8 protein-coding genes are annotated in these 16,565 nt (G+C 39.2%); all 8 read left to right on the forward strand.

Features of this window, described 5'->3' with window-relative positions:
• Positions 1–64 precede the first annotated feature (64 nt).
• On the forward strand, positions 65–3,877 hold the full coding sequence (gene rpoB / locus ACE1ET_RS03635) for a DNA-directed RNA polymerase subunit beta (RefSeq protein ID WP_375727000.1): 3,813 nt from the start codon (positions 65–67) through the stop codon (positions 3,875–3,877).
• Between the two features lie 47 nt (positions 3,878–3,924).
• The gene (rpoC, locus tag ACE1ET_RS03640; RefSeq protein ID WP_375727001.1) at positions 3,925–8,214 is read left to right on the forward strand and encodes a DNA-directed RNA polymerase subunit beta'; all 4,290 of its coding nucleotides are present in this window, start codon (positions 3,925–3,927) and stop codon (positions 8,212–8,214) included.
• Positions 8,215–8,289: 75 nt separating this feature from the next.
• Positions 8,290–8,610, forward strand: coding sequence for a DUF3467 domain-containing protein (locus ACE1ET_RS03645; RefSeq protein ID WP_375727002.1), 321 nt, complete (start codon positions 8,290–8,292; stop codon positions 8,608–8,610).
• 134 nt (positions 8,611–8,744) lie between these two features.
• Positions 8,745–10,079, forward strand: coding sequence for an argininosuccinate lyase (gene argH, locus ACE1ET_RS03650; protein ID WP_375727003.1), 1,335 nt, complete (start codon positions 8,745–8,747; stop codon positions 10,077–10,079).
• 21 nt (positions 10,080–10,100) lie between these two features.
• A complete protein-coding gene (locus tag ACE1ET_RS03655) occupies positions 10,101–11,438 on the forward strand; it encodes a citrate synthase (protein WP_375727004.1) in 1,338 nt (445 codons plus the stop codon).
• Between the two features lie 431 nt (positions 11,439–11,869).
• Positions 11,870–12,337 (forward strand): ribosome assembly cofactor RimP, encoded by a 468-nt coding sequence (gene rimP, locus ACE1ET_RS03660; protein WP_375727005.1) that lies wholly within the window; start codon positions 11,870–11,872, stop codon positions 12,335–12,337.
• 8 nt (positions 12,338–12,345) lie between these two features.
• Positions 12,346–13,584 (forward strand): transcription termination factor NusA, encoded by a 1,239-nt coding sequence (gene nusA / locus ACE1ET_RS03665; RefSeq protein WP_375727006.1) that lies wholly within the window; start codon positions 12,346–12,348, stop codon positions 13,582–13,584.
• Between the two features lie 42 nt (positions 13,585–13,626).
• Complete coding sequence (infB, locus tag ACE1ET_RS03670; protein ID WP_375727007.1) at positions 13,627–16,533, forward strand: translation initiation factor IF-2; 2,907 nt, start codon at positions 13,627–13,629, stop codon at positions 16,531–16,533.
• The last annotated feature ends 32 nt before the right edge of the window (positions 16,534–16,565 follow it).

Here is a 16,565-nt window from a genome sequence, read left to right on the forward strand (position 1 = left end):
GCAGATTTGCATAGTGAATTATGAGAGCATAATTCAGTCATTCATAAAACTAATTGATTGGTAAATGTCTTCAGTACAAAAAAAAGAGAGGATTTCTTTTGCCTCAATCAAAAATCAATTGGATTATCCTGATTTTCTGGAGGTCCAGATTAAGTCGTTTAAAGAGTTTTTTCAGTTAGAATCTACACCAGAGAACAGAAAAAACGAAGGTTTATATAGCGTTTTTGCTGAGAACTTTCCGATAACCGACACCCGAAATAATTTTGTATTAGAGTTTATAGACTATTACATCGATCCCCCGAGATATTCCATTCAGGAATGTATTGAAAGAGGATTGACGTTTAGTGTACCTCTGAAAGCAAAGCTAAAATTATACTGTACTGATCCTGAACATGAGGATTTTGATACAGTAATTCAGGATGTATACCTGGGGCCTATCCCTTACATGACTGAAAAAGGAACATTCGTGATAAACGGCGCTGAACGTGTTATCGTTTCTCAGTTGCACCGTTCTCCTGGTGTGTTCTTTGGACAAAGTATACATGCAAACGGAACAAAACTTTATTCAGCCAGAATTATTCCTTTTAAAGGTTCCTGGATTGAATTTGCCACAGATATCAACAATGTGATGTATGCATACATCGATCGTAAGAAGAAACTTCCGGTTACTTCGTTGTTGAGGGCAATTGGTTATGAAACCGATAAAGATATTCTTGAAATTTTCGACCTTGCAGAAGAGGTGAAAGTTTCAAAAGCAGGTTTAAAACGTATCGTGGGAAGAAAACTCGCAGCTCGTGTTTTGAAAACCTGGATCGAAGATTTTGTGGATGAAGATACCGGTGAAGTGGTATCCATTGAACGAAATGAAGTAATAATTGACAGGGAAACAATTATTGAAAATGAACATATTGACGAGATACTGAATTCAGGAACTCAAACGATTCTTTTACATAAGGAAGATTTGAGCCATTCAGATTTTGCCATCATTTACAATACATTACAAAAGGACCCGTGTAACTCAGAAAAGGAGGCTGTCTATCATATTTACCGTCAGTTGCGTAATGCTGAACCGGCGGATGATATGGCTGCACGTGATGTATTGGATAAATTGTTTTTTTCAGATAAAAGATATGACCTTGGTGATGTTGGTCGTTACCGTATCAATAAAAAACTCGGTATGGAGATTGATATGGATGAACGCGTACTTACCAAACAAGATATTATTGCCATTATCAAACACCTGATAGAGTTAATTAACTCTAAAACAGATGTGGATGATATTGACCACTTAAGTAACCGTCGTGTTCGTACTGTAGGTGAACAGCTTTACAACCAGTTTGGAGTAGGTTTATCACGTATGGCCAGAACCATTCGGGAAAGAATGAATGTTCGTGATAACGAGGTTTTTGCTCCGATTGATCTGATCAACTCAAAAACTATTTCATCTGTGATCAATTCATTCTTTGGAACTAACGCACTGTCACAGTTTATGGATCAGACCAACCCCCTGGCTGAAATGACCCATAAGCGTCGTATGTCTGCATTAGGTCCTGGTGGTCTGTCGCGTGAGCGTGCCGGTTTCGAGGTACGTGACGTACATTATACACACTACGGACGTTTATGTCCGATTGAAACACCTGAAGGTCCGAACATTGGTTTGATATCTTCACTTTGTGTTTTCGCCAAAATAAATAATCTTGGTTTTATTGAAACGCCGTATCGTAAGGTAAAAGATGGCGTTGTAGACTTGTCGCTTGAAGGATCAATATATTTGAGTGCAGAAGAGGAAGAAGGAAGAACCATAGCACAGGCAAACGCTCCGTTAAACGAAGATGGCAGTTTTGTTAATCAGAAAGTTAAAGCCAGATTAGACGGTGACTTCCCGCTTGCTGAAGGTTCTGAAGTAGATATGATGGACGTTGCACCTAACCAGATTGCATCGATTGCAGCTTCTTTGATTCCATTCCTGGAACATGATGATGCGAACCGTGCGTTGATGGGATCTAACATGATGCGCCAGGCTGTTCCACTGATTTCTCCTGAAGCTCCACTTGTTGGTACAGGTCTTGAAGGAAAAATAGTAAAAGATACCAGAACTCAGCTCGTAGCTGAACACAATGGGGTTGTTGAAAGAGTTGATGCTGAGGAAATAGTTATACGTTACGAACGTACCGATGATGAAGCATTTGTTTCTTTTGATGATAACCTGAAAGTATACAAAGTTCCCAAATTTAATAAGACTAACCAGAACACATGTATTAACCTTCGTCCTATTGTTGAAAAAGGTGAATCTGTTGTGAAAGGTCAGATTCTGACTGAAGGTTATTCTACGGATAACGGAGAATTGGCATTGGGACGTAACCTTCGTGTTGCCTTTATGCCATGGAAAGGATACAATTTTGAGGATGCAATTGTAATTTCTGAGCGTGTGGTAAGGGAGGATCTTTTCACTTCTATACATATTGATGAATATGCACTGGAAGTAAGGGATACCAAACGAGGTCTGGAGGAATTGACATCAGATATTCCAAACGTTAGTGAGGAAGCTACAAAAGATCTGGATGAAAATGGATTGATCAGGATTGGTGCTCACATTAAACCGGGCGATATATTAATAGGTAAGATTACTCCAAAAGGAGAATCTGATCCGTCACCGGAAGAGAAACTGTTGCGTGCCATCTTTGGAGATAAGGCCGGTGATGTAAAAGATGCATCGCTAAAAGCTTCTCCATCATTGTCTGGAGTAGTTATAGATAAGAAGCTGTTCTCCCGTGCAGTTAAATCACGTAAAGGTAGGGCAGGTGATAAGCAGATTATTACCAAGATTGATACAGAGTTTGAAGAAAAGGCAGCTACTTATAAAGAACGACTGATTGAAAAATTATTCGTGCTGGTTAACGGTAAAACATCTCAGGGCGTAAAAGATAATCTGGGCACAGAAGTTATTCCTAAGGGTGTTAAGTTTACTCAGAAACAACTTGCCGAGCTGAACTATGAAGATATCAACATCGATAAATGGACAACTGATAAACATAAAAATGATATGATCCGTGAGTTGATCATGAACTATCAGTTGAAATTTAAAGAACTTGATGCAAGAACCAAAAGACGTAAGAACAGTATTCAGGTTGGTGATGATCTTCCGGCAGGTATTGTTCAGCTTGCTAAGGTTTACATTGCTAAGAAACGTAAACTTACAGTTGGTGATAAAATGGCAGGTCGTCACGGTAACAAAGGTATTGTTTCACGTATCGTTCGTTTTGAAGATATGCCGTTCCTTGAGGACGGATCACCGGTTGATATTGTTTTGAACCCACTTGGTGTACCTTCAAGGATGAACCTTGGTCAGATTTATGAAACAGTTCTTGGCTGGGCCGGTAGAGTGTTGGGATGTACTTTCGGTACGCCAATTTTTGACGGTGCTAAGCTTGAGGATATTGATAACTGGATGGCTAAGGCTAACTTGCCGGCTTTTGGTAAGTCTCAACTTTACGATGGAGGAACAGGTGAACCATTCGATCAGCCGGCTACTGTTGGTGAGATCTACATGCTGAAACTTGGCCATATGGTTGAAGATAAGATGCATGCCCGTTCAATTGGTCCATACTCATTGATAACCCAGCAACCATTGGGTGGTAAAGCACAGTTTGGTGGTCAGCGTTTTGGTGAAATGGAGGTATGGGCACTTGAAGCGTTTGGTGCATCTCACATCTTACAGGAAATCCTTACTGTTAAGTCTGATGATGTTATTGGAAGGGCTAAAGCTTACGAGGCAATCGTTAAGGGTGATGCAATGCCAACTCCTGGTATTCCGGAATCATTAAACGTGTTGTTGCACGAACTTCGTGGTTTGGGCTTAAGCATTAACCTGGAGTAGTAAGTGGTGTTCTTTAATTGAATTTTTGATTTTTAATATATTGCTTTATGGCATTCAGAAAAGATAATAAAGTTAAAAGTAATTTTACCCGCATTTCAATCGGCTTAACTTCTCCTGAAGAAGTTTTGGAGCGTTCAAGCGGTGAGGTTACGAAGCCAGAGACAATCAACTACCGAACTTATAAGCCTGAAAGGGACGGACTTTTCTGTGAAAGGATTTTCGGACCTGTTAAGGATTATGAGTGTCATTGCGGTAAATATAAGCGTATTCGTTATAAGGGAATCGTTTGTGACCGTTGTGGTGTTGAAGTAACTGAAAAGAAGGTGAGAAGGGAACGTATGGGGCATATCCAACTGGTTGTTCCGGTGGCTCACATCTGGTACTTTAAATCTTTACCAAATAAAATTGGATATCTTCTCGGATTACCGACCAAAAAACTGGATAGCATTATTTATTACGAAAGATATGTAGTAATCCAGCCCGGTGTTAAAGAAGAAGATGGGATTAATGTAATGGATTTTCTTACGGAGCAGGAGTATCTGGATATTATGGATACAATTCCGAGAGAAAATCAGATGCTTGACGATGACGATCCAAACAAATTCATCGCCAGAATGGGGGCAGAAGCTATTTTCGATCTTTTAGCCCGTCTGGATCTTGATGGATTATCGTACGATCTGCGTCACAAAGCGAACAATGAAACGTCGCAGCAACGTAAAAATGAAGCACTGAAGAGACTTCAGGTTGTAGAGGCATTCCGTGCATCTAAAGGTAGAAACAAACCAGAATGGATGATTGTGAAAATTGTTCCGGTTATTCCACCTGAGTTGAGGCCTTTGGTTCCGCTGGATGGAGGACGTTTTGCAACATCGGATCTTAACGACCTTTACAGGAGAGTTATTATTCGTAACAACAGGTTAAAACGACTGATAGATATAAAGGCTCCGGAAGTAATCCTACGTAACGAAAAACGTATGCTTCAGGAAGCTGTAGACAGTTTATTTGATAACTCAAGAAAAGCAAGTGCCGTTAAAACTGAGGCTAACCGTCCGTTGAAATCGCTTTCAGACAGTTTGAAAGGAAAACAGGGACGTTTCCGTCAGAATTTGCTCGGTAAAAGGGTTGACTATTCTGCACGTTCTGTAATTGTGGTTGGTCCTGAGCTTAAAATGCATGAGTGTGGTATTCCGAAGGAAATGGCTGCAGAACTTTACAAACCTTTTGTGATAAGGAAACTGATTGAAAGAGGTATTGTAAAAACTGTAAAATCTGCTAAGAAGATTGTTGACAGAAGAGAGCCTGTAATTTGGGATATACTTGAAAATGTATTGAAAGGTCATCCTGTTATGCTGAACCGTGCGCCTACTTTGCACCGTTTGGGTATCCAGGCTTTCCAGCCTAAACTGATTGAAGGTAAGGCTATTCAGTTGCATCCGCTTGCATGTACAGCATTTAACGCTGACTTCGACGGTGACCAGATGGCGGTCCATTTGCCATTGGGAAATGCTGCTGTTCTCGAAGCTCAGATGCTGATGCTTGCATCGCATAATATTCTGAACCCGGCAAACGGAGCTCCAATTACTGTTCCTTCTCAGGATATGGTATTGGGTCTGTATTATATTACAAAAGAACGTGAGGGCGCCAGGGGTGAAGGAATAACCTTCTATTCACCTGAAGAAGTTCTTATTGCATATAATGAGAAAAGAGTCGCGCTTCATGCAAAAATAAAAGTAAGAACTACAGATATTGATGAAGAAGGTAAGATTATTACCAGAATCATTGAAACAACTGTAGGTAGGGTACTCTTTAATGAAAATGTACCCAAAGAAGTTGGTTATATCAATAAGATTTTAACAAAGAAATCTTTGCGTGATATCATTGGGACTATATACAAAAAATGTGGTACTGCTGTAACAGCCGATTTCCTGGATGCTATTAAGGAGATGGGATATATCAATGCTTTCAGGGGAGGATTATCTTTCAATCTTGAAGATGTTATTATTCCTGAGGAGAAAGAAAGTCTGGTTTCTGAAGGATATGCAGAAGTTGAGGAGATCATGGCTAACTATAACATGGGTTTCATTACAAATAATGAACGTTATAACCAGATTATTGATACCTGGACACACATTAACTCAAGGTTGACTTCAACAGTTATGAGGCAGTTGAGTACCGACAACCAGGGATTCAACTCTGTTTATATGATGCTTGACTCTGGTGCAAGGGGATCCAAGGAACAGATTCGTCAGTTGTCCGGTATGAGGGGATTGATGGCAAAACCACAGAAGTCAGGTGCTGAAGGAGGGCAGATCATTGAAAACCCGATTCTTTCTAACTTTAAAGAAGGTCTTTCGGTACTGGAGTACTTTATTTCTACGCACGGTGCACGTAAAGGTCTTGCGGATACAGCGCTTAAAACAGCGGATGCGGGTTATCTTACCCGTCGTTTAGTAGACGTTTCACAGGATGTGATTATTACAGAGGAAGATTGTGGTACACTGCGTGGTCTGAGTATTTCTCCTATCAAAAATAAGGAAGAAATTGTAGCCTCTTTAAGTGACAGAATTCTGGGTCGTGTAACAGTTCATGATGTTTATCATCCTCAAACAGGTGACCTGATAGTACGTTCCGGTGAAATTGTTGGGGAACACGAAGCTGAATTAATAGAAAACTCACCGTTGGAAACTGTCGAAGTACGCTCAGTACTTACATGTGAATCTAAAAGAGGGGTATGTGCCAAATGTTACGGACGCAACCTGTCCACCAGTAAAATGGTTCAAAAGGGAGAGGCTGTTGGTGTTATTGCCGCACAGTCCATTGGAGAACCAGGTACACAGTTAACACTTCGTACATTCCACGTTGGGGGTACTGCCGGTAACATTGCTACTGATAACAGCGTAATTTCAAAATATGATGGTGTTGCCGAATTTGAGGAATTACGTACTGTACCTCATGTTGATGAGTTTAGTAAAAATATAGATGTGGTAATTGGCCGTTTGGCAGAAATGCGTATCATCGATAAAAAGACAAATATTGTATTATCGACACATACTATTCCTTACGGTTCAAAATTGTATATTAAGCCTGGAGCTGCTATTGAGAAGAATACCAAGATTTGTGAATGGGATCCTTATAATGCGGTGATTATTTCAGAAATGGCTGGTAAAGTTCAGTTTGAAAACGTTATTGACGGTGTTACCTATAAGCGTGAATCTGATGAACAAACCGGTTTAAGTGAAAAGATTATCACCGAGACCAAGGATAAGAACAAAATACCAAGTATGCAGATTGTAAATGATAAAGGTGATGTCCTTAAATCATACAACCTGCCGGTTGGCGCTCACATTTCTATCCAGGAAGGAACAGAAGTTAAAAGTGGTCAGATTTTGGTGAAAATTCCACGTGCAGTAGGTAAGGCGGGTGATATCACTGGTGGTCTTCCGCGTGTTACCGAGCTGTTTGAAGCAAGAAATCCATCTAACCCTGCTGTTGTAGCTGAAATTGATGGTGAAGTATCATTCGGTAAAATTAAACGTGGTAACCGCGAGATTGTAATTACTTCCAAGGCTGGTGAAGTTAAGAAATACCTTGTGCCACTTTCCAAGCAGATCCTTGTTCAGGAGAACGATTATATCAGGGCAGGTACTCCGCTTTCAGATGGGGCTACTACTCCAAACGATATTTTAAATATCAAAGGTCCTACAAAGGTTCAGGAATATATCGTGAATGAAGTACAGGATGTGTACCGTCTGCAGGGTGTGAAAATTAACGATAAGCACTTTGAGGTTATCGTACGTCAGATGATGCGTAAGGTATACATTGAAGATCCAGGTGATACGATCTTCCTTGAAAAACAAATTGTTGACAAAAATGAGTTCATGGAAGAGAATGACCATATCTGGGGTAAAAAAGTTGTAGTTGAAAAAGGTGATTCCACAACACTCAGAGAGGGTCAGATAGTTACAGCGCGTCGTTTGCGTGATGAAAACAGTCAGCTGAAACGCCGTGACCTGAAACCGGTTGACTCAAGGGATGCCATTCCTGCAACTTCCAGTCAGGTGTTACAGGGTATTACACGTGCTGCTCTGCAGACTAAATCATTTATGTCTGCTGCATCATTCCAGGAAACTACAAAGGTTCTGAACGAAGCCGCCATCAATGGTAAGGTAGATGATCTGGAAGGTCTGAAAGAAAATGTTATATGCGGCCACCTGATACCTGCTGGTACCGGTTTGAGAGAATATGAAAAACTGGTCGTAGGTTCAAAGGAAGAGTATGAAAAACTGGTTAATGCCAGAAAAAACATTACAGATTCTGTGGAAGCTTTAGGTGAGTAAAAACACGTAAAACTATAGATTAAGGGTGTCTTTTTAAGACACCCTTTTTTTGTATCTTAGCGAAAAAGTTACAACATGGAAAATAAACAGGATAAAAAGGGACAGATTAACATCGAGCTTACAGAAGAAGTAGCACAGGGAACATATTCAAACCTTGCAATCATAACACATTCAAGCAGTGAATTTGTAGTGGATTTTGTAAGAATTATGCCGGGAATACCAAAAGCAAAAGTGAAATCGAGAATTGTATTGACTCCTGAACATGCAAAGCGATTAATGCTGGCATTACAGGAAAACATTAAAAAGTTTGAATCATTTCACGGAACCATTGATCTGCCCGAAGGTGGTAACAATCATAATATTCCAATGGGTTTCGGACCACAGGGTGAAGCATAGCCTCAATAACCTGAAGTTTTATAATGCTGTTTTACAGGTAATTCTGATCTGAAAAACAGTGTTTTTGATAGATTTGCATTCCCAATATCATATTGAATGCCTATCTGAATTTATTTACCTCTTATTTGATGATTATGAAATTATGGCAAAAAAATGTATCAGTAAATGATATGGTAGAATCCTTTACAGTTGGAAAGGATAGGGAACTTGACTATTATCTGGCTGAGTCAGATGTACTGGGTTCATTAGCACATATTACTATGCTGAACCGGATTAATCTGATCAGTGACGAGGAATTGCCGGTGCTTCAACAGGAATTGAGGAACATATTCAGAGAAATTCATTCGGGTAAATTTAAGATAGAGGAGGGAATTGAGGATGTACATTCTCAGGTGGAGTTTTTACTGACCGAGAGATTGGGGGATATCGGTAAAAAGATTCACAGCGGGCGTTCACGAAATGATCAGGTGTTGGTTGATCTCAAAATATTTACCAGGAAACAGATTGAAATTCTTGCGGACAATGTTAAAGTTCTTTTTGAGTTGTTACAGGATTTAAGTGAAAAATATAAGGATGTATTACTGCCTGGTTATACGCATCTTCAGGTTGCAATGCCTTCGTCATTTGGTTTATGGTTTGGCGCTTATGCCGAAAGTCTGGCAGATGATTTACAATTGCTTCTGGCAGCATGGAACATAACGAACCGAAATCCACTAGGGTCAGCTGCAGGATATGGGGCATCTTTCCCCTTAAAAAGACAGTTGACAACAGATTTACTGGGATTTGATACCATGAATTATAATGTGGTATATGCACAGATGGGAAGAGGAAAAATGGAGAAAACAGTTGGTTTTGCTTTAGCAGGGATAGCAGCAACACTGGGACGTTTTGCTATGGATGCCTGTTTGTATTCCAGCCAGAATTTCGGGTTTATTACTTTGCCGGATGCGTTTACAACGGGGTCAAGTATTATGCCGCATAAAAAGAATCCTGATGTATTTGAGTTGGTTAGGGCAAAATGTAATATAATTCAGGCTACACCTTTCACCATAAATTCAGTAGCAACAAATCTGCCTTCCGGTTATTTCAGGGATATGCAGATAATTAAGGAGGTCTTTATCCCATCATTTGATGAATTGAATAAGTGCCTGGAAATTTCGGTTCATACTTTGAAGGAAATCAAAATTAATGATGCTATTCTGGCGGACGATAAGTATTCATATATGTTCAGTGTGGAGGAAGTAAATAAACTGGTTCTGGCTGGCGTACCTTTCAGGGAAGCATACAAAAAAGTTGGTCTGGACATTGAAGCTGGTAATTATCATCCAGAAAAGAAGGTTGTTCATACGCATGAAGGAAGTATCGGGAATCTTTGCAATACGGATATTGCATCTTATTTCGATAGTGTCTTTGGAAAGTTCACCTTCGAAAAGGTAAAAAAGGCTTTAGATGCTTTGGTTGGAGAGTAAAAAAAAATAAAATAATTGGTTATGGTTGAGAATTTATCAGATTTAGTTTATAACGCCTGTCAGATAGATAAGGGGTTATATAATACTTACAATGTCAAACGTGGTTTGCGAAATGCAGATGGATCTGGTGTTTTGGTTGGATTAACTAACATTGGCGACGTGGTAGGGTACGTGAAAGAAAATGATAAAATAGTACCAGTTGACGGGAAACTATTTTATCGTGGAGTGGAAGTAAGTGATCTGGTTCACGGATTTCAAAAATGTGGTCGACACGGATTTGATGAGACCGCATATTTGCTGCTAACCGGAAAACAGCCGACTAAAACAGATCTCCATGAGTTTTCGGATTATTTAACCACGTTAAGGGACCTGCCGCAGTTCTTTTCCAAAAACATGATCCTTTCACTTCGTGGTCAGGATGTAATGAATATGTTGGCAAGATCTGTTTTAAGCCTTTATGCGGAGGATCCGAAAGCAGAAGATTACAGCCTTCCAAACCTGATTGATCAGTCCCTTAACCTGATTGCTAAATTTCCTGTAATTACTGCCTATGCATATTATGGTATGCGGCACTCATATCAAAGAAAATCTTTGATAATCAGACATCCGCAACCGGATTTAAGTACAGCAGAAAACTTTCTTTACATGTTGAAAGGACGTGATTATACTGCACTGGAAGCTTCTGTCCTTGACCTTTGTCTTGTACTACATGCAGAACATGGAGGAGGTAATAATTCATCGTTTACCACACGTGTTGTAAGTTCTTCTCAAACAGATACATATTCTGCAATAGGCGCTGCAATCGGGTCTTTAAAGGGGCGTTTGCACGGTGGTGCCAACCTGAAGGTTCTTGAAATGATGAAGAACATCAAAAAGAATGTAAAGCACTGGGATGATGAAGCTGAAGTAGCTGCTTACCTGATGAAAATTCTAAAAGGTGAAGCTTTCGACGGTTCAGGAAAAATATATGGTATCGGACATGCCATCTATACTAAATCGGATCCGCGTGCTGTCCTTCTGAAAGAACAGGCAAGGATGCTGGCGGAGGAAAAAGGAAACCTTGATGAATACTATTTATATAACACGGTAGAGAGACTTGCTCCGGAGGTATTTTCTACATTTAAAGGAGGAAGTTCCAAAACAGTTTCGGCCAATGTGGACTTTTATTCAGGTTATGTGTATAACAGCATAAAAATTCCAAAAGAGTTATTTACTCCAATTTTTGCAGTTGCTCGTATTACGGGGTGGTGTGCTCACAGAATAGAAGAGGTAACATTCCAGAGCAGAAGAATTATTCGTCCTGCTTATAAGAATGTTTCACCCAGGCAGGATTATATAACTTTATCAGAGAGAGAATAAATTGAAAAAGGGTGGCGAGCGCCACCCTTTTACCCATTTAACCTAAACCTTAACTATGAAAAAATCTACCTGTTTTGTAGGTTTCAAAATTATGACTTTTTTAAAACATAAACCAAACCTTCTACGTTAATCTTTGTTAAGCTGTTTAATTGAATTATAAATACTTATATGTTTTTTATTCATATTAATAGCGGGCTTTTTCAGGATTAACGATTCACGTTATTCTTTATTTTTTTGATGACTGATTTTCAGTTTATTTCATCGATAATGATGATAAAAGAAATGTAAAAAATATAAAGGTTTTTTGCAACTCAAACCCCTTATAATATTACGTTTTATTATTTTGAAAAGTGAACTTTTATCATTAATTTTGCGCCGCAATGTGATCTGAGTAGGGGACAAGTTGTCCCCTATTTTATTACTTAAATGAGATGATAACAAAGGATCAGATAGAAAATATTATTTCTGAAAAACTTGTTCAGGATGATGTGTTTATTGTTGATTTAAACGTTACTGCTTCCAATAAAATTACATTGCACATTGATTCTGACACAGGAGTTGATATTGATTATTGTGTTGCAGTCAGCAGGTTGATCGAAGGGAGTTTTGACAGGGAAACGGACGATTTTGATCTTGAAGTGTCTTCAGCCGGATTGAGCCAGCCTTTCAAGGTTTTTCGTCAGTATAAAAAGAATGTTGGTAAGGATGTAACTGTGACACCTAAAAATGGTAAACCATTAACAGGTTTGCTTAAAGGTGTAAATGAAGATGGTATTGAGCTTCAGACAACAGAGAAGTTAGCCATTGAAGGCAAAAAAAAGAAAGAAATTGTTGACGTGGTTCATAAGCTGTCGTTTGATGAAATTGCAAAAACTGAAGTAGTTATAAAGTTTAAATAGAATGTAAGATGGACAACATTAATCTTATTGATACATTTTCTGAGTTTAAAGAATTAAAAAATATTGACAGGGCCACGATGACCAGTGTGCTTGAAGATGCTTTCAGAAGTGCACTCAGAAAGCTTTTTGACACGGATGAGAACTTTGATATCATTATCAACCCTGATAAGGGAGACTTTGAGATATGGCGAAACAGGGAAGTTGTGGAAGATGGGAAAGTAGAAAATCCAAATCTACAGATTGCTTTATCTGATGCAAAAAAAATTGATGAAGATTATGAAGTTGGTGAAGAGGCAACCGATGAGGTTAAGCTGATTGACTTTGGCCGTCGCGCTATTTTAAATCTCAGACAAAGTCTGGCTTCACTGATATTAGAATTGGAGAAAGATAATCTCTACGGAAAATATAAGGAAAGAGTTGGGGATATTGTTACTGCAGAAGTATACCAGGTATGGAAAAAAGAGATACTTTTACTCGATGATGAAGGAAACGAATTGATTTTACCGAAATCTGAGCAGATTCCATCGGATTATTTCAGAAAGGGTGACGCTGTAAGAGCTGTGGTTGCCAAAGTTGAAATGCGTAACAATACACCGGTCATAATACTGTCAAGAACATCTCCGGTGTTCCTGGAAAGGTTATTTGAATTAGAAGTTCCGGAGATTTTTGATGGCCTTATCACCATCAAGAAAATCGTTCGTATTCCAGGAGAAAGAGCAAAAGTGGCGGTGGAGTCTTATGATGAACGTATTGATCCGGTTGGTGCCTGTGTAGGAATGAAAGGTGCCAGAATTCACGGTATTGTAAGAGAATTAAGAAACGAAAATATTGATGTCATTAATTTTACCAATAATACGTCACTTTTTATTTCAAGATCTTTGAGTCCTGCTAAGATTTCATCCATAAAATTTGATGAAGAGACTCTAAAGGCTGAAGTTTATCTGAGACCGGATGAGGTTTCACTGGCTATTGGTAAAGGCGGATTAAATATTAAACTCGCCAGCCAGTTAACGGGGTATGATATTGATGTTTACAGAGAGGTTGATGCAGTAGATGAGGAAGATGTTTCTCTGGATGAATTCTCTGATGAAATTGAAGAATGGGTAATCGACGAGCTTAGAGCTATCGGGTGTGATACTGCAAAAAATGTGCTGGAACTTTCATTTGAAGAGCTTGTTAAGCGTACAGACCTGGAAGAAGAAACGGTTGCAGATGTACTCAAAATATTAAAATCCGAGTTTGAATAAGATTTTCGGATTTACAATTAATTAATTTAGGCGTATTTGTTTATGGCTGTAAGGTTAAATAAAATTGCTAGAGAATTTAATGTAGGTATTTCAACCATGGTTGAATTTCTGCATAAAAAGGGTTATGAGGATGTTGAGAATAACCCTAACACTAAGGTTAATGACGATGTTTATGAAGTTCTCAGAAGAGAATTCAGCTCTGATTTGTCAGCCAAAAAAGAGTCTGATAAAGTAAGTGAACAGCGTCATAACAAAGAAAAAACTAAAGCAACAATAACTTTACAGGACGGACCTCATGAGAACGTAGCAACAGATGAGGAGGAAGAAATTCCAACACTTATACCTGAGGATGAAAGACCTTCATTTAAGATTGTTGATAAAATCGATTTGGATTCTATTGGTAAAAAGAAAAAAGCAAAACCCGAGGTTGAACCGGAACCGGAACCAGAAACGGAATCTGAGCTGGAACCGGAAACTGTGAAGGAAGAACCAGAGATGGTTCAGCAGCAAGAAGTGGAGGATGAAGTTGTTGAAGAAACGACTGAAGAAGTTGAGGAGGTGGCTGAATCTGCAAAGCAGGAAGATGAAGCGGATTCTGATTCCAATTCTAATTCTGATACCGAAGATGAGGATACGAATAAGGAAGAGGTTGAGGTTTTTAAACCTTCGGACGTTAAAATCGAGCAAAAAATAAAGGTCGTTGATAAAATAGACCTTTCCACGATAAACCAGAAAACGCGGCCTGCCAAGAAGAGTAAAGAAGAAAAGAAAAAGGAAAGACTGGAGAGAGAGAAGCAAAAAAATCAGAAAAAGGAGAGGGCTAATCAGGAACGCGTTGATTCAAGAGGTCCTGTTAAGGTTGACAAAAAAACTGGCTCTGATTCAGGTGATGACGATGATCAGTCTGGCAAGAAAAAGCGGAAACGTATCATCAAAGACAAGGAGAAGGTTAATCTTGGAAGTCATGCCTACAGAGATTCCAAACAGGGGCAGGGTGCTGGTAAAAAGAAAGTCAACAAGGGTGGAAAAAAATCCTATAAGCCGGAGATTAGCGACGAAGATGTTCAGAAACAGATAAAAGACACGCTTGCCAGATTGACCAACAAAGGTAAATCCAAAGGTGCAAAATACAGAAGAGATAAAAGGGATGCTGTTTCTGAAAAACATCAGCAGGATCTTGCACGTCAGGAAGAACAGAAAAACATTCTTAAACTGACAGAATTTGTTACGGTAAGCGACCTTGCTAACATGATGAATGTGGCTCCGACCAATGTGATCAGTACTTGTATGAGCCTTGGTTTGTTTGTGTCTATTAATCAAAGACTTGATGCGGAGACTATTACGATTGTGGCTGATGAGTTTGGTTACAAGGTTGAGTTTGTAAGTGCAGATGTACTTGAGGCAATAGAAACGGCAGATGAAGATCTGGAAGATGATACTCCAAGATCACCTATTGTAACGGTTATGGGGCATGTTGACCACGGTAAAACGTCGTTGCTTGACTACATCAGAAAATCAAATGTAATTGAAGGTGAGGCTGGAGGAATTACGCAGCATATTGGTGCATATAGTGTTGCCCTTGAAGATGGAAGAAAAATAACATTCCTCGATACTCCGGGGCATGAGGCTTTTACGGCAATGCGTGCCAGAGGAGCAAGAGTAACAGATATTGCAATTATTATTGTTGCAGCAGATGATGATGTTATGCCACAAACTGTTGAGGCGATAAATCATGCAGCAGCGGCTGGAGTTCCAATTGTTTTTGCGATCAATAAAATAGACAAGCCAGGAGCGAATCCTGAAAAAATAAAGGAATCATTGGCTGGTATGAATTACCTCATTGAAGAATGGGGTGGTAAGTATCAGTCTCAGGATATCTCAGCAAAACAGGGACTTAATGTTACGGAACTTCTTGAAAAGGTTCTTTTAGAAGCTGAGTTACTGGATCTGAAAGCAAATCCCCAAAAGCATGCTTCTGGTTCAGTAGTAGAATCATCTTTGGATAAGGGCCGTGGGTATGTCGCTACAGTGCTGGTACAGAATGGTACACTTCGCATTGGAGATGTTATTGTTTCCGGTGCATATCATGGTCATGTAAAGGCCATGTTCAATGAAAGAAATCAACGGATACAGGAGGCGGGACCTGCAGAACCGGTATTAATTCTGGGATTGAATGGAGCGCCTCAGGCAGGTGATGATTTCAATGTACTCAGTTCAGAGAAAGAGGCTCGCGATATAGCAACCAAACGTGAACAATTGCAAAGGGAGCAGGGGCTACGTACTCAGAAACACATTACGCTGGATGAGATCGGACGTCGTATTGCTATTGGAAACTTCCAGGAACTTAATGTGATTGTTAAAGGTGATGTGGATGGTTCAATAGAAGCATTGTCTGATGCCTTACTTAAATTATCAACAGAAGAGATTCAGGTTAATATTAAACATAAAGCTGTTGGTCAGATATCAGAAGCTGATATCTTGCTGGCTGCTGCTTCAAATGCCATTGTAATTGGTTTCCAGGTCAGACCGTCAATGAGTGCCCGTAAACTGGCAGAAAAAGAAGAAATTGACATTCGCCTGTATTCTATTATTTATGATGCAATAAACGAAGTGAAAGATGCAATGGAAGGAATGTTATCGCCGGATATTAAAGAAGAAATAGTAGCAACACTTGAGGTAAGGGATACCTTTAAAATTACAAAAGTGGGTACCATTGCCGGTTGTATGGTGAAAGAAGGAAAAATAAACAGAAACTCTAAAATACGTCTTATACGTGATGGTATAGTTATCTATACAGGTGAATTAGGTTCCCTGAAACGTTTTAAAGACGACGTAAAGGAAGTGGCTTCCGGTTATGAGTGCGGTTTAAATATTCAGAATTTCAATGATATTAAAATAGGTGATATTATTGAAGGATATAAAGAAGTAGAAGTTAAAAAGACTCTTTAATTACTAACACAATATTTATTAAAAAATAACGT

It is taken from the genome of Quyinboa mangrovi, from assembly GCF_042219825.1.
GTDB lineage: Bacteria > Bacteroidota > Bacteroidia > Bacteroidales > UBA5342 > JBHJHP01.